Source organism: Rhodanobacter humi (assembly GCF_041107455.1).
GTDB lineage: Bacteria > Pseudomonadota > Gammaproteobacteria > Xanthomonadales > Rhodanobacteraceae > Rhodanobacter_A.
This window is the reverse complement of record NZ_JBGBPY010000001.1, coordinates 2260680-2276955: the sequence shown is the minus strand read 5'-3', so window position 1 is coordinate 2276955 and position 16276 is coordinate 2260680. Positions and strand designations below refer to the sequence as shown.

9 protein-coding genes are annotated in these 16276 nt (G+C 69.6%); 5 read left to right on the top strand and 4 right to left on the bottom strand.

All coding sequences use genetic code 11. The features are described 5' to 3' along the window. Nucleotides 1–32: 32 nt before the first annotated feature. The 5 genes from AB7878_RS09990 to AB7878_RS09970 all read left to right on the top strand — a co-directional run bounded on the left by AB7878_RS09990 (nucleotide 33) and on the right by AB7878_RS09970 (nucleotide 9590). Nucleotides 33–2396: a TIM-barrel domain-containing protein gene (locus AB7878_RS09990; protein ID WP_369494221.1), complete on the top strand. Its 2364-nt coding sequence runs from the start codon at nucleotides 33–35 to the stop codon at nucleotides 2394–2396. Nucleotides 2397–2542: 146 nt separating this feature from the next. Next, nucleotides 2543–4579 carry a glycoside hydrolase family 13 protein gene (locus AB7878_RS09985; protein WP_369494220.1) on the top strand — a complete coding sequence of 679 codons (2037 nt, stop codon included), beginning with the start codon at nucleotides 2543–2545 and terminating at the stop codon, nucleotides 4577–4579. A gap of 187 nt (nucleotides 4580–4766) precedes the next feature. Continuing rightward, nucleotides 4767–6956, top strand: a complete 2190-nt coding sequence (locus tag AB7878_RS09980) for an alpha-L-rhamnosidase-related protein (RefSeq protein WP_369494219.1) — start codon at nucleotides 4767–4769, stop codon at nucleotides 6954–6956. 148 nt (nucleotides 6957–7104) lie between these two features. Further along, on the top strand, nucleotides 7105–8595 hold the full coding sequence (locus tag AB7878_RS09975) for an MFS transporter (protein ID WP_369494218.1): 1491 nt from the start codon (nucleotides 7105–7107) through the stop codon (nucleotides 8593–8595). Further along, complete coding sequence (locus tag AB7878_RS09970) at nucleotides 8592–9590, top strand: alpha/beta hydrolase (RefSeq protein WP_369494217.1); 999 nt, start codon at nucleotides 8592–8594, stop codon at nucleotides 9588–9590. The genes AB7878_RS09975 and AB7878_RS09970 overlap by 4 nt, the downstream gene beginning before the upstream one ends. Before the next feature lie 5 nt (nucleotides 9591–9595). Here the strand turns inward: AB7878_RS09970 and AB7878_RS09965 are convergent, their stop codons facing one another. The 4 genes from AB7878_RS09965 to AB7878_RS09950 all read right to left on the bottom strand — a co-directional run bounded on the left by AB7878_RS09965 (nucleotide 9596) and on the right by AB7878_RS09950 (nucleotide 16224). Continuing rightward, nucleotides 9596–12490 carry a bifunctional diguanylate cyclase/phosphodiesterase gene (locus AB7878_RS09965; RefSeq protein WP_369494216.1) on the bottom strand — a complete coding sequence of 965 codons (2895 nt, stop codon included), beginning with the start codon at nucleotides 12488–12490 and terminating at the stop codon, nucleotides 9596–9598. Nucleotides 12491–12577: 87 nt separating this feature from the next. Continuing rightward, complete coding sequence (locus AB7878_RS09960) at nucleotides 12578–13603, bottom strand: LacI family DNA-binding transcriptional regulator (RefSeq protein ID WP_369494215.1); 1026 nt, start codon at nucleotides 13601–13603, stop codon at nucleotides 12578–12580. A 76-nt stretch (nucleotides 13604–13679) separates the two neighbouring features. Beyond that, nucleotides 13680–15254: a sugar porter family MFS transporter gene (locus AB7878_RS09955; protein ID WP_369494214.1), complete on the bottom strand. Its 1575-nt coding sequence runs from the start codon at nucleotides 15252–15254 to the stop codon at nucleotides 13680–13682. A gap of 73 nt (nucleotides 15255–15327) precedes the next feature. After that, entirely contained in the window at nucleotides 15328–16224 is an 897-nt protein-coding gene (locus AB7878_RS09950) for a LysR family transcriptional regulator (RefSeq protein ID WP_369494213.1), read from the bottom strand. Nucleotides 16225–16276 lie beyond the last annotated feature (52 nt).

The window sequence follows — 16276 nt, the reverse complement described above, 5'->3', positions numbered from 1 at the left end:
TGGATTTTCACCCCCTACTCCGGAGCCGCACGATGACGACACCGAAACTGCACGCGCTCGCACTCACCGTGTTGCTTGGCCTGGGCTTGGTCCCCGTGGCGCTGGCCGCGCCGGATGCCGCCACTGCGCAAGCGCAAAGCGTGGGCAATGAAGGCCTGCAATTCCCGCTGGCCGACGGCACGCTCACGCTGCAGATGCCCGTGCCCGGCGTACTGCACGTGCATTACCTGCCCAAGAGCGGCGCCACGCCCGCCAGCCTGGTGATGGCACCACCGGCCGCCGGTGCGACGCCGTTCCGGCCGCAAGTGCGGCAGAGCGGCGACACGGTGACGCTGCGCTCGGATCGCCTCGTCGCCACCTGGAACAAGCGCAGCGGCAAGCTCGACGTCAGCGACGCGCAGGGCCGGCCGCTGCTGCAACAGGCCGACCTCGCCGCGCTGGCGCAGGGCCGCATCGTGCTAGCACACGCTGCCGGCGACGCGCTGTACGGCATCGGCGGCTACGACGCCTTCGAGAAGAACACCCGCGCCGGCATCCTGCGCTCCGGCAAACAGGTGGCCAAGGCCGGCGAACAAGGCCATGCCGGCGCGCCGTTCGTGTGGAGTACCGCCGGCTACGGCGTGCTGGTGGATTGCGACGGTGCGGACTTCGCGCTCGCCGGCGGCCGCATCACGATCGACCAGTACGACCGCCCGGACGCCGACTACTACCTCCTCGCGGGCACGCCCACCGAATTGTTTGGAGAGCTGGCCAATCTCAGCGGCCACGCCGAGCTGTTTCCGAAATGGGCCAACGGCTTCATCAACAGCCAGTGGGGCATCGACGAGCAGGAGTTCCGCGACATCGTCGCCACCTACCGCGCCAAGCACATCCCGCTCGATGCCTTCACCTTCGACTTCGACTGGAAGGACTGGGGCAAGGACTGGGGCGAGTTCAGCTGGAACCCGGTGAAGTTCCCCGACGGCGCCAGCGGCAAGCTGAAGGCCGACATGGATGCGCTCGGCGTGCACATGACCGGCATCATGAAGCCGCGCGTGCACGTGGACACCGTGGAAGGCCGCTACGCCACCGCGCACGATCTGTGGCTGCCCGGCGAAAAGGCCAGCCCGGACTATTTCTCGCACTTGCCGGTGAAGGATATCGACTTCGACAAGCCCGCCGCGCGCGCGTGGTGGTTCAACCCGCAGCTGGCGCACAGCTTCGACATCGGCATCGTGGGCTGGTGGAACGACGAGGCCGACACCACCAAGAGCAACACCCAGTTCCTCAACATGCAGCGCGCCACGTATGACGGCCAGCGCGCGCATTCGCCGTTGCGCGTATGGTCGATCAACCGCGACTTCTGGCTGGGCGCGCAACGCTACGCCTACGGCCTGTGGTCCGGCGACATCGCCACCGGCTGGGCCAGCATGGCCGGCCAGCGCGAGCGCATGCTGAGCGCGATCGATGTGGGCGAGATGCAGTGGGGCATGGACGGCGGCGGCTTCCACGGCCATCCGTCCGACGAGAACTACGCGCGCTGGATCGAGTTCGGCGCGTTCACGCCGATCTTCCGCGTGCACGGCGAGCTCAACGAGAAACGCCAGCCGTGGAAGTACGGCCCGGTGGCCGAGGCCGCCGCGACCAAGGCGATCCGCCTGCGCTACGAACTCCTGCCCTACATCTACAGCTACCAGCATCGCGCCAGCACGCAGGGCGTGGGCCTGGTGCAGCCGCTGGCTTTCGCCTGGCCGCAGGATGCGAACCTGCGCAACGACGTGCAGAGCTGGCTGTTCGGCGACTGGCTGCTGGTGTCGCCGGTGGTCGAGCAGGGCCAGACCGAGAAGCGCGTCTACCTGCCCGCAGGCACGTGGACGGACTGGTTCAGCGGCAAGGTCTACCAGGGCGGCCAGACCATCACCGTGGCGACCGACGCGAAGCAGTGGGACGACATCCCGTTGTTCATCCGCGCCGGCGCGATCATCCCCACCCAGCCGGTGATGGACTGGACCGGCGAACATCCGGTGACGACCGTTGCCGTGGACGTGTTCCCCGCCGCCACCGCCACGCACTTCGACTATTACGACGACGACGGCGAGACCTACGACTACCAGCGCGGCTCGTACATCCTGCAACGCCTCGCCACGCAGCGCACGGGCGACACGGTGAGCTTCAGCGCCACCGCCGCGACAGGCAGCTGCCACCCCGCGCTGAAGCACTACCTGGTGCGCGTGCACGGCCTTGCCGCCGCCGCGGTCGATGGCTCGCTGAAGCACTACGCCACGCCCGCCGCACTGGAAGCCGCCAACGGCGAAGGCTGGAGCACCGCCAGCGACCGCTACGGCCCGCTCACCGTGCTCAAGCTCGATGCCGGCGCGGTACGCACGCTGACGCTGCGCGCAGGCGGCACGCACTGAATCGGTACCGGCGCCGCGCCATGACGGCGCGACGCGTGGAGCTGCATGGCCAGGCGCGGCCGCGATCGCCGTCACGCGAGGAAACGCCGGCCCTGGGCACGGCCAGCGCGACGACCTGCGCCCAGTCCGATACGGGAGGGGATTCGATGAGTCATTCGATGCAGCACGATCGTCGCGGCCTGCGCAGGCTGCCGCTCGCCCTGTGCCTGGCGCTGACCTTGTCCGGCGTGTCGCTGTGGAGCGGCGCCGCACGCGCGGCGAGCAACGACAACAACGTGGAATGGGCGGGCCTGTTCCACGACCAGGGGCCGCTGTATGACAGCGCGCCCGAGCCCACGGCGAGCACGCCGGTGACGCTCACGTTCCGCACCTTCAAGGGCGACATCACCAGCGCGAACATCAAGTACTACGACAGCGCCGACGGCCAGTACCACTGGGTGGCGATGCACTGGACGGCGAACGACGCCACCGGCACCTACGACCTCTGGCAGGGCGCCATCCCGGCCAGCAGCTCGGAGAAGTACTACCGCTTCCAGATCAACGACGGCACGGCCACCGCCTGGTACAACGCCGCCGGCATCACCTCAAGCGAGCCTTCGTCCGGCGACTTCTTCATCGTCCCCGGCTTCACCACGCCAAGCTGGATGAAGAACGGCGTGATGTACCAGGTCTTCCCCGACCGTTTCTACGACGGCGACACCAGCAACGACGTCACCAACGGCCAGTACACCTATGCCGGCTGCGCCACCGAGCAGCACGCCTGGGGTAGCAGCGTCACCGCGAACGTCAGCGGCTGCAACACCGCGGTGTTCTTCGGCGGCGACCTCGCCGGCATCGACCAGAAGCTGGGCTACATCAAGAACACGATCGGCGCGGACATCGTCTACCTCAATCCGATCTTCGCCTCGCCGACCAACCACAAGTACGACACGCAGGACTACTACAACGTCGATCCGGCCTTCGGCAGCAACGCCACGCTGCAGCAGCTGATCACCGACGTGCACAGCGGCGCCAACGGCCCGCACGGGTATCTCATCCTGGACGGCGTGTTCAACCACAGTGGCGACAGCAACTGCTGGTTCGGCAAGGCGAGCTACGGTTCGATCACCTGCCCGCAGCAGGGCGCGTACCAGTCACAGGCCAGCCCGTACTACAGCTACTACACGTTCCAGACCTGGCCGGGCAGCTACAGCACCTTCTTCGGCATCGGCAGCATGCCCAAGCTGGACTACGGCGCCAGCGGCTCGGCCACGCGCAACCAGATCTACGGCAACTCGGGCTCGGTGATGCAGACCTGGCTGGCGCCACCCTATGGCATCGACGGCTGGCGGCTGGACGCGGCGCAGTACCTCGATGCCGGCGGCAACAACGGCAGCGACGCCACCAACCACCAGATCATGCGGGAGATGCGCACGGCGGTGCTGGCGGTGAACCCGGACGCGGAGATCCTCGGCGAATACTGGGGCGACGCCTCGGCCTGGCTGGACGACGGCAGCGAGTGGGACGGCGCGATGAACTACAACGGCTTCACCCAGCCTGCGTCGGAGTGGATCTGCGGGGTGGACGAGAGCGGCAACAGCGCCTCGCTCACGCCCACCCAGCTCGACAACTGGCTGCACGGCACGCGCGCCGACCTGCCCGTCGACGTGCAGCAGACCATGACGAACTTCCTCGGCAGCCACGACACCTCGCGCTTCGCCACGCGCTGCGGCGGCGACATCTGGAAAACCTACCTGGGTCTGTTCTTCCAGATGACCTATGTGGGCACGCCGACGATCTACTACGGCGACGAGTACGGCATGCAGGGCGGCGCCGACCCGGACAACCGCCGCACGTTCGACTGGACGCAGGCGACCACGGCCAACAGCGCGGTGGCGCTCACCCAGAAGCTGGTGGCTATCCGCAACAACTATCCGGCCCTGCGCACCGGCTCGTTCATGACCTTGCTCACCGACGACACCCACGACATCTATGCCTACGGCCGCTTCGACCAGAACAACCGCATCGCGGTGGTGCTGAACGGCACCGGCAACACCGAGACAGTGACGGTGCCGGTGTACGAGGAGAGCATGACCAACGGCAGCCAGGTCACTGATCTGATCACCGGCAGCAAGTACACCGTCAGCGGCGGCAACGCCACGGTCAGCGTGCAAGGCCACTACGGCGCGATCCTCGCGCAATGAACATCTCACTTCCGACCCGTGGCGGAAGCATTCATGACACAGGTACGGATGCATGTGCGTACACTGGCCCCGGACTCGACCGCATGGACAGACTTGCGGCAGTCCGGCCACGGGGGGCCGCTGACGCACAGGCGACGGGCAAGCGCATGAAGCCGCTGCCCGCCGGCCGGATCGAGGGAACATCGAGATGATGAGCATCTTCAGCAGCCTGATGCTGGCACTGACCGCCGGCGCGCACGCCCCGCTGTGGCACGACAACCTGCACTGGCGCGGCCAGAACGCCAGCATGCAGGTGCAGCCGGGCGGCGGCTTCCTGCTGCAGGCGGCGCACGCCAAGCGCACGATCCCGGTTCCGCCCTATGCAGTGCAGACCGCAAGCCCGCTGTTCGACGGCCTGTACGCGATGGCGCAGGATGATCTCCGGCAGGATTCGGTCACGGCTATCCACGACGCCGCCTATGACCATGACCAGCCGATCCCCTGCACCTGCTTCGAGACCGGCGACAAGTGGCATTACGTGTGGACGCGCGATCTGTCCTACGCGGTGGACCTGGGCCTGTGGCGTTTCGATGCCGCGCGTTCGCGCAGCGGCCTGCGCTTCAAGCTGTCGGACTCGCGCGTGCCCGGCACGCCGAAAGGCCCGTTCGCGATCCAGGACACCGGCTCGGGCGGCAGCTGGCCGGTGAGCACCGACCGCGTGGCGTGGTTCCTCGCCGCGCGTCACCTGCTGGACGATGCCGCCTTCGCCGACACCACCTGGCAGGCGCTCACCGCCACGCTGGCGCAGGATCGCCAGTACGCGTTCGACGCCGGCATGGGCTTGTACCGCGGCGAGACTTCCTTCCTCGACTGGCGCGAGCAGAGTTACCCCGCGTGGATGGCGGACGACGTGGTGCCGATCGCGCAGTCCTACGCGCTGTCCACCAACGTGCTGCATTACCAGGCGCTGCAACTCGCCGCGCAGATGGCGGAGCAGCGCCACGACGCGCGCGCGGCGGACTACCGGGCCCAGGCCGAGGCGCTGAAGGCGGCGATCAACGCGCGCTTTTGGCGCGAAGACCGCGGCATGTACATGAGCTACCTCGGCGGCGATGGTGCGCCCTACGACACTTACGACTTGCTCGGCCTCGCGCTGGCGATAACCAGCGGCGTGGCCGACACCGAACGCGCGCGGCAATCGCTGGCGAACTACCCGGTGTGGCCGGCCGGCAGCCCGGTGATCTGGCCCGAGCGCACCGATCAGCCGATCTACCACAACCGCGCGATCTGGCCGTTCGTCAGCGCCTACGCGCTGCGCGCTGCGCGCCAGCTGGACGACCCCGCGCACATCGCGTTCGAGATCACCTCGATCATGCGCGGCGCGGCACTGGCCGGCTCCAACATGGAGAACTACGAGCTCACCACCCAGGCCGTGCACGTGAACGACGGCACGCTCAGCGGCCCGGTGGTGGATTCGCCGCGCCAGCTGTGGTCGGTGGCCGGCTACCTCGCGATGGTGAGCGAAGGCGTGTTCGGCCTCGAAGCCGACGGCCGCATCGCACCGAAGCTGCCGGTGTCGCTGGTGCCGATGCTGTTCGGCAACCGGGACACGATCAGCCTGCAACTGCCGGGCCGGCGCATCACCTTGCAGCGCCCGAAGAAACTCGCCGGCAACCTGCTGGTGACCGACCGCATCGAGCAGCACGGCAACGACAGCGTGGTGCAGCTGAAGGGCATCAAGGCGGCCGAGCTGTCGCTGCGCAGCACGGTGCCGCCGTTCGCGCCATCGGCGCCGGCCGCGCCACAAGTGACGCGCAACGGCGCGGACTGGCAGGTGCGGGCCACGGCGCCCGGCGTGCTCTACCTCAACGGCCAGCGCGTGGGCGCGATCACCGGCACGCTCGCGGTGCCCGTGGCGAACGCGCTGCAGTGCTTCAGCCTCACGCAGACCGGCGCCGCCGGGCTCGAATCGCTGCAAAGCCCGCCCCAGTGCGAAGGCCCGGTCGCCAGCGTCGAAGGCGCGTGGCCGCGCACGTGGACCGCACCCGCCGCCGGCCGCTACCAGGTCGCGCTGAGCTATCGCAACGATCACGGCCCGATCAACACCGGCATCACCACCGCGGTGAAGATGCTGGCGATCCGCTGCGCGGGCAGCCCCGAACAACGGGTGCCGGTGGTGATGCCGCACAGCACCGGCGAGCAGCTGTCCACCACCGCGCAGTTCAGCGCTGACGCGGGCGCGCGCTGCCGCTTCGCGCTGGAGCAGGGCTTCAACATGAGCTACCTCGCCGGCAACGCGCATTACACCGGCGAAGCGGGCGGCGTCGGCGGGCCGCTGAACGAGGCCGACGTGGGCGCGCTGCGCATCGTGCCGCTGGCCGCGGAAACCGCTCCATGACCCGCGCTACCCCGTTCCCCTCTCCCGCTTGCGGGAGAGGGGAGTCAGAAGCAGGGAGGCGGGAGGCATTCACCGAACCACGTCGCACGAACCACATGCACCCATTCAAGCCCTCCGCACCCTCGGTCCAGTGCATGGGAGCCTGCCCATGACCCGCAAACCCGAGCTGTCGTTCTGGCAGATCTGGAACATGTGCTTCGGCTTCCTCGGCATCCAGTTCGGCTTCGCGCTGCAGAACGCGAACGTCAGCCGGATCTTCCAGACGCTGGGCGCGAACGTGGACCAGATCCCGGTGCTGTGGATCGCCGCGCCGTTCACCGGGCTGATCGTGCAGCCGATCATCGGCTACTGCTCCGACCGCACCTGGAACCGCTTCGGCCGCCGCCGCCCGTATTTCTTCGCCGGCGCCGTGCTGGCCACGCTGGCCCTGCTGGCGATGCCGAACTCGCCCACGCTGTGGATCGCCGCAGGCCTGCTGTGGATCATGGATGCCTCGTTCAACGTGTCGATGGAACCATTCCGCGCCTTCGTGGGCGACCAGCTGCCGCCGCGCCAGCGTCCGCTGGGCTACGCGATGCAAAGTGTGTTCATCGGCGTGGGCGCCGTGGTCGCCTCGTTCCTGCCCTGGCTGCTCACCCATTTCGGCGTGGCGAACACTGCGCCGGCCGGCACGGTGCCGCACTCGGTGATGTATTCGTTCTACGCGGGTGCGGCGGTGCTGCTGGGCGCGATGCTGTGGACGATCTGCACCACGCGCGAATATCCGCCCGAGCAACTGGAAGCCTTCGCCGACAGCCACGTGGCGGAAGAGCCGGTGGACGTGGCCGGCGCGTGGCGTCCCGGTGCGCTGTTCCTGCTGCTGGGCGTCGTGCTGCTCGTGCTGATCCGGCATTACGCGTTGCGTGCCGAGCTGTATCTCCTCGCTGGCGGCCTGGTCGGCGCCGGCGCGCTGTTCCTGTGGCTGGCGCGCACGCGTCGCGTCGGCGCGCTGCGCCAGATCATGGGCGACCTGTACGGCATGCCGCGCGAGATGCGTCGGCTGAACTGGGTGCAGTTCTTCTCCTGGTTCGCGATGTTCGCGATGTGGATCAACACCACGCCCGCCGTGGCCGGGCACTTCTATGGCAGCGCCGACACCACCTCCGCCGCCTACAACGAAGGCGCGAACTGGGCCGGCGTGCTGATGGGCACCTACAACGGCGTGGGCGTGCTGGCCGCGATCCTGATCCCGCTGCTGGTGCGCGCCTGCGGCCTGCGCTGGAGCCACCTGATCAACCTGTGGCTGGGCGGACTGGGCCTGCTGTCGTTCCTGTTCATCCGCGACCCGCACTGGCTGATCGTGTCGATGATCGGCGTGGGCTTCGCCTGGGCTTCGATCCTGTCGCTGCCCTACGCAATGCTGTCGGACAACCTGCCCGCGGCGAAGATGGGCATCTACATGGGCATCTTCAATTTCTTCATCGTGATCCCGCAGCTGCTCGCCGCCAGTGTGCTCGGCGTGCTGCTGAAGTGGTTCTTCCACGACCAACCGATCTGGGCGCTGGCACTGGGCGGTGCCAGCCTGCTGCTGGCGGGGCTGTGCACGCTGCGCGTGCACGAGCCGCGCGAGAACGTCGCGGCCGCGGGCGCGGCGGCATGAGGCACCGCCCACGCGGCGCCCTGCTCGCGCTGCTGCTCGCACTGCTGACCGGAGGCTGGCCACTGCATGCGCTCGCCGGCGCGCCCGCAGCCGACCACTGCGCGCCCACCCAGCGCACGCTGCAGCTCGACGCCCCCGCGTTCGCTCCCGAACGCGTCACCGTGGACGTCTACCTGCCCGGCGACTACGCCTGGTCCGCCCGGCGCTACCGCACGATCTACGCGGACGACGGCCAGGACATGTCGGCGGTCGGGCTGGTATCCACGCTCACCGCGCTGTGCCGCGCGCACGCGATCCGCGTGCCCATCGTGGTGGCGGTGCACATGCTGCGCGACCGCATGGGCATCTACGGCCTGTCCGACCGCGCCAGCGGACGCAGCCTGCCCGCCGATACCAAGTACGGCGCGGTCGGCCGGCGCGCCCACGACTATTCGCACTGGCTCGCCACGCGGCTGGTGCCGTACATCGACGCGCATTACCGCACCCGCCGCGCCGCCGCCGCGCGCAGTGTGCTGGGCTGGTCGCTGGGCGGGCTCAACGCGTTCAACCTGGGCTGGCAATACCCGGAGGTGTTCGGCCGCGTGGGCGCGTTCTCGCCCTCGTTCTGGCTCGCCGCCGACCGCACGAGCGGCGCCACGGTGGAACGCACGCGGCTGGCCCAGCGCATGGTCGACCGCGGACCGAAACGGCCCGGCCTGCGCCTCTGGTTCGCCGCCGGCACGGCCGAGGAAACGAACGACCGCGACCACGACGGCGTGATCGACGTGATCGGCGACATCCGCGATCTCGTCGACGGCTACCGTGCGCCCGGCGGATTCCGCCTGCGCGGCCTGCGCCAGCTCGGCTACAGCGCGAACATGGACTACGCCGCGCACCCCGACCGCCATACCGACGTCGCCGTCTACCTGCTGCCCGGCGGCAAGCACCAGCAGGCCTCGTGGGCGAAGATGCTGCCGCTGTTCCTGCGCTGGGACGACGGCCGCGCGGGGCGCTGACGCCGCTACGCCGAGAACGCGCCGCGCGCCGCGGCGAAGAAGCGTTCGGCATCGATCGCCGGCAACGCCGCGCCCAAGCCGTTGCCCTGCAGCTCGTCGCAGCCCAGGCCGGCGAGGAAGACGGCCTGGGCCGTGGTCTCCACGCCTTCGGCCGCGACCAGCATGCGCAACTGGTGGCCGAGCTCGATGATGGTCTGCGCGATCGCGCCGTCGCCGGCATTGTCGGGCAGTTCGCGCACGAAACTCTGGTCGATCTTCAGCTTGTCGATCGGGAACTGCTTCAGATAGGCGAGGCTGGAATAGCCGGTGCCGAAATCGTCCAGCGCCAGCTGCACGCCGAGCGACTTCAGGCCGGCCAGGGTGGCGCGGATGCGCGCCACGTTCTCCATCAGCGCGCTCTCGGTCATCTCGATCTCCAGCATCGCCGGCGGCACGGCGTGGCGCTGCAGCGCGGCGGCCAGCTGCTCGACCAGGTGCGGGTACAACAGCTGCTGCGCGGAGACATTCACCCCCAGCGTGAAGCCGCGGTGGCCGCGATCCAGCCATTCGCGCAACTGCCGCGCCGCCTGCGCGAACACCCAGCCGCCGATCTCGGGCATCAGGCCCAGCGCCTCGGCGACGGGGATGAAGCGCACGGGCATCACCCGGCCCAGTTCGCCGCAGTTCCAGCGCAGCAGCGCCTCGAAGCCGGTCAGTGCGTGGTCGAGCGCGCTGTACTGCGGCTGGTAGTACAGCTCCAGTTCGTTGTCGCGCACCGCGTCGCGCAGGCGGCTGCCCAGCAGCACGCGCTCCTCCAGCGCCTGCCTCTGCGCCACGCTGAACTCGCCGACGCGGTCGCGGCCATCGCGCTTGGCCTGGATCATCGCCGCCTCGGCGCCGCGCAACAGCGCCGCCGGCGTGTCGCCGTGCTCGGGCGAGTGGCTGATACCGACGCTGGCGGTGAGCAGCAGGCGGTAGTCCTGCCCCTCGATCGGCCGCGCCACCACGCTGCGCAGGCGCTCGGCCAGCTCCAGCGCCGCCTGCCGGCCGAGGCCGCCCGCCGCGACCGCGAACTTGTCGCCGACGATGCGGGCGATCTGCCATTGCGCGCCCAGCGCCGCGCGCAGGCGGCCGGCCACGCGCCGCAACGCGTCGTCGCCGATCACGTGGCCCACCGATTCGTTGACCAGCTGGAAACGATCCAGGCCCACCATCAGCACCCACACCGGCGCCTCGCCGTCCTGCAGCAGCCCGGCGAGCGAGCGTTCCAGCTGCGGGCGGCGCGGCAGGTCGGTGATCGCGTCGTGGCTGGCCGCATGCCGCAGGTCCTGCTCGGCGCGGCGGCGGGCGGTGATGTCGTGCGCCACCGCATAGAGCAAGCCGTCGGGCGAGGCGAACACGGTCCACTCCAGCAGGCATTCGCTGCCGTCCCTGGCCACGCAGCGGGTCACCGCCTCGTGCGCCTGCGCGCCGACGCCGGTGGGTTCCAGCACCGATGCGGCCGGATCCTCGCCGGGCAGCGGCAACAGGAACTCGCGGTAGTCGCGCCCGCGCAACTCGTCGGCGCTGCATCCGGTGAGGCGCTGCAGGAACGCGTTGAACTGCACCAGCCGCCCGGTGCGCGGATCGAGGATGCAGAACACCTCCTGCGCCATCTCGAAGAAACGGTTGCGTTCGCGCAGGCGGGCGAGCAGGTGCTCGCTCTCGATGGCGATGCTGGCGATCGGCAGCATGCGATCGATGTCGGCCAGCTCGGCCGGACACGGCTCGCGCGGACTGCGGTAGTACACCGCGAACGTGCCCAGCACCTCGCCATGGCTGCCGCGTACCGGCGTCGACCAGCAGGCCCGCAGTCCATGCGCCAGCGCCAGCTCGCGATAGCACGTCCAGTACGGGTCGGTGGCGATGTCGCCCACCACCACCCGCTCGCCGCGCGACGCGGCGGTGCCGCAGGAGCCGCGGCCCTCGCCGATCTCCTGGCCGTGGATGCCGCGATTGTAGGTTTCGGGCAGGCTGGGCGCGGCGCCGTGCAGCACGTGCCGGCGATCGGCATCGAGCAGCAGCAGCGAGCACAGCGCGCCCTGATTCAGCGACTCGTGCAGCAGGGCAATGCGCCGCAGGCTTTCCGCCAGCGGCTGCTGCGCGGCGATGCCGAGCAGGATCTCGTGCTGGCCGGCGGCCATCCGCTCCTCGCGCTGGCGCGCGGTGATGTCCTGGCACACGCCCTGCATGCGCACGGCGCGGCCATCCGCACCGGTTTCCACCAGGCCCCGGCTGTACAGCACGCGCACGTCGCCATCGGGACGGCAGATGCGCTCCTCGAATTCGAACGCACCGCCTTCGTGCAGCGTGCGTTCGATGGTGTGGCGCACGCGCGCCCGGTCATCCGGATGCACGCAGGCGAGATAGGCCTCGAAGGTGGCCGCGTGGCTGGCCGGATCGATGCCGTAGATGCGATACAGCTCGTCCGACCAGTTGACCCGGTTGGCGGCGACCTCCCAGCTCCAGCTGCCGACCCGCGCCAGCCGCTGCGCCTGCTCCATCAGGCGTTGCTGCGCCTGCAGGCGCTCCTCTTCGCGCTTGCGCTCGTCGATGTCCTGGAAAAAGATCGTGAGCCCGTCGGGCGCGGGGTACACGCAGCTCTCGAACCAGCGATCCAGCGGCGCGAACCAGACCTCGACGGTGCGCGGCCGCTGCTCGGCCATCGCCTGCTCGTAGGCCGCGCGGAACGGCCGGTTGGCATCCTCCGGGAATTCCGTCCAGATGTGCTTGCCGAGCAGGTCTTCGAGCCGTCGGCCGAGGAAGGCGCAGGCCGTCGCGTTGGCGTAGGTGTAGCGCCAATCCGCGTCCAGCGCCACGTACGCCTCGGTGACGCGCCCGAAGGCTTGCTCGGCCGCCGATCTGGACTGGCTACGCTCCATGGGAACACGCCATGCGCTGGACTGGTGGGCAGGTTATGCCAGAGGCCGGCGCTTAACAATGTGAAGCCTGGGCGGCGCCGGGATCGGCTACTGCCGCAGGCTCGAACGCCGCACCCTCAGCTCCGCCGGCAGCATCGCGCTCTCGCCGCCTTCGCCCCGGATCAACCGAAGCAGCTCGTCGACCAGCACCTCGCCGGCCTTGCCGGTGTCCTGCCGCACGGTGGTGAGCGCGGGGTTGATGAAGCTGGCCATGGGGATGTCGTCGAAACCGGCCAGCGCCACGTCCTGCGGCACCACGAGGCCGCGCTCCGCCAGGGCGCGCATGGCACCGATCGCGATCAGGTCGCTGGCGGCGAACACCGCGTCGAACTTCACGCCGCGCTCCAGCAGCAGTTCGGCGGCCTCGTAGCCGGCGCGCTCGGTGGTCTCGGCGTCGGCCTGCAGCGCCTCGTCCACCGCCAGGCCGGCTTCGCGCAGGGCGGCGGCGTAGCCGCGGTAGCGCTCGTGGAATTCCGGGTAGTGCGGGGTGGCGTCGCCCAGGAAGGCGATGTGCCGGCAGCCCTGTTCGAGCAGGTGTGCGGTGGCCGCGCGGCCACCCTCGAAGTTGTCGCAGCCGATCGATACGCCGGGCTGGCCGGGCAGTACCGCGCCCCAGCGCACGAAGCGGGTGCCCTGCGCCACCAGCTTCTCCAGCTTGTCGCGGTGCGACTGGTAGTCGCCGTAGCCGAGCAGGATCAGGCCGTCGGCCTTCTGGCAGCCGGCGAAGTCGGCGTGCCAGTCGCGTGAGAACTGCTGGAACGAGATCAGCAGGTCATAGCCCTGCTGCGCGCTGGCGCGGGTGATCGAGCCCAGCATCGACAGGAAGAACGGGTTGATGTGCGAATCGTCGGCGGTGGGGTCCTCGAACAGCAGCAGGGCCAGCGTGCCGGTGTGCTGGCGGCGCAGGTTGGAGGCGTTCTTGTCCACCTTGTAGTTCAGCTCATCGGCGGCCGACTGGATGCGCCGGCGGGTCTCCTCGCTGACCAGCGGGCTGCCGCGCAGCGCGCGCGACACCGTGGACTGGGAGACCCCGGCCAGATGGGCGATATCGAACGATGTGGCCTTTCCCTTCATCGGCGACCCGGTGCGTGGCGCAGGCGGCCCCGTGCCACCCGTTCCCGCATCCTACCGTGTCGCGCGGCGCAAGGCCTTACCCGCGCATCTCCTCCAGTTCCATGCCCCGCGTCTCGCGCACCGCGGTCAGCACGAACACCAGCGAGAGCAGCGCGAACGCCGCGTACAGGCCGTAGGCGAACGACAGGCCCAGTTCGGACAACGCAGGGAAGCTGCTGGTGATCGCGAAGTTGGCCAGCCACTGCGCCGCCGCGGCCACCGCCAGCGCGATCGCGCGGATGGAGTTGGGGAACATCTCGCCCAGCAGCACCCATACCACCGGGCCCCAGCTCACGCCGAAGCACACCACGTAGGCGTTCGCCGCCACCAGCGCCACGATGCCGACGCCATGCGGCAGCACCAGCGCGGCGCCGCTGCCGGTCGCCTGCGAGAAGCACCACGCCATCAGCGCCAGCGTCACCGTCATGCCGGCCGAGCCGATCACCAGCAGCGGCTTGCGGCCGATGCGGTCCACCAGCGCGATCGCCACCAGGGTGATCAGCACGTTCACGATGGAGGTGACCACGGTGATGCTGAACGCGTCGGCCTCGCTGAAGCCCACCGAGTGCCACAGGGTGGACGAGTAGTAGAAGATCACGTTGATGCCCACGAACTGCTGGAACACCGACAGCGCGATGCCGACCCACACCACCGGCAGCAGGCCCGCAGACTTGCCGCGCAGGTCGGCGAGGCGCGGGCGGTATTCGATGCGCAGGCTGTGCCCGATGTCGGCGAGCTTGGCCTCCAGCGCCAGATCGTCGTCCATGCCCAGCACCTGGCGCAGCACCGCCTTCGCCTCGTCCAGCCGGCCGCGCGCCACCAGGTAGCGCGGCGACTCCGGCACGCCCAGCACCAGCGTGCCGTAGACCAGCGCGGGCACCACCGCGGCGAGGAACATCCAGCGCCAGGCTTCCAGCCCCAGCCACAGCTTGTGCTCCGCACCGCCGGCCGCGCCGGCCAGCCAGGCGTCGCTGAGCAGGGCGGCGAAGATGCCCAGCACGATCGCGAGCTGCTGCATCGAGCCCAGCCGGCCGCGGATCGCCGCGGGCGACACCTCGGCGATGTAGGCGGGCGCGATCACCGAGGCCACGCCCACGCCGGTGCCGCCGATCAGCCGCCACAGCACCAGGTCCCACACGCCGTGCACCAGGCCCGAGCCCAGCGCGCTCACCGCCAGCAGCACCGCCGCCACCTGCATGGTGCGCACGCGGCCGTAGCGGTCCGCCAGCGGGCCGGCGTACCACGCGCCCAGCGCCGAACCCAAGAGCGCGCAGGACACCGCGAAGCCGATTTCGCCCGCACCCAGCCCGAAACCCGCGCGCACCGCGTCCACGGCGCCGTTGATCACCGCCGTGTCCATGCCGAACAGGAAACCGCCCAACGCCGCCGCCGCCGCGATCAGCACCACCCGCGCCGTCGCGCGCTGCCCGCCCATCTCTCCCACGCTGCCCGTTGCGCTCATCGCGATCTCCCCGTGGCTTGTCCCGCCGCAAGGCTCTGATTCTTGCCGCGCCGACGCCGTGCCGTCGCCTTGAATACGTATGCAGGTGGCGGCGCTCAGGCCGGGGTGCCGGCCAAGCGCAGCGCGCCCTCGCGGATGCGACGAGCACACGGCGGTGCGTCATCCTGAAGGCCCGGGAAGCAGCCGACCACGGGATGGCGCGATGACCGGTGCGCCGCGGCCATCACGGTGCCTGGTGGCGCACTGCCTCGACCAGCAGCGCGAATGCCGGCGAGGCCTGGCGGCGGCTGGGGTAATACAGGTGGTAGCCCGGGAAGGGCGGGCACCAGTCGTGCAGCACGCGTTCGAGGCGCCCGTCGTCGAGGTACGGCGCGGCGACGTCCTCCAGCACATAAGCCAGGCCAAGGCCCGCCACCGCCGCCTTGAGCATGGCGCCGGGCTGGTTGAAGACCAGCTGGCCTTCGACGTGCACGTTCAACTTGCGCCGGCCCTTCTGGAACTCCCACGCATACAGGCCGCCGTGCGTGGGCAGGCGCAGGTTGATGCAGTTGTGCGCGGTCAGGTCCTGCGGCTGCCTCGGCCGCGGCCGCGTGGCGAAATAGGCCGGCGCGCCGACCACGGCCATGCGCAGGTCCGGGCCGATGCGCACCGCGATCATGTCCTTCGCCACCTGCTCGCCATCGCGCACACCGGCATCGAAACGCTCGGCGACGATGTCCACCAGCCGGTCGTCGATGCTGATCTCGACCTTGAGGTCAGGATAGCGCGGCAGCAACGCGGTGAGCCGGGGCAAGAGGAGCGCATGGGCCGCGTAGTCGCTGGCCGAGATGCGGATCGTGCCCGCCGGTTTCGCGCGCAGTTCGCCCAGTGCCTCAAGTTCCGCCTCGACCTCCTCGAGGCGCGGGCCGACCGCGCGCCAGAGGCGTTCGCCCGCTTCCGTGGGTGCCACGCTGCGGGTGGTGCGGTTGAGCAGACGCACGCCCAGTCGTTCCTCCAGCGCGCGCAGCGTGTGGCTCAGCGCGGATGGCGAGACGCCCAGCCTGGCCGCAGCCCTGGTGAAACTGCGCTCGCGCACCACCGCCAGGAAGGCCGAAAGATCATTCAGGTTAGCGCGCGGCATTGCTGAACTCTGCTCAAAAGTACATGCGGACTTTACCAGCTTATCGAAAGCC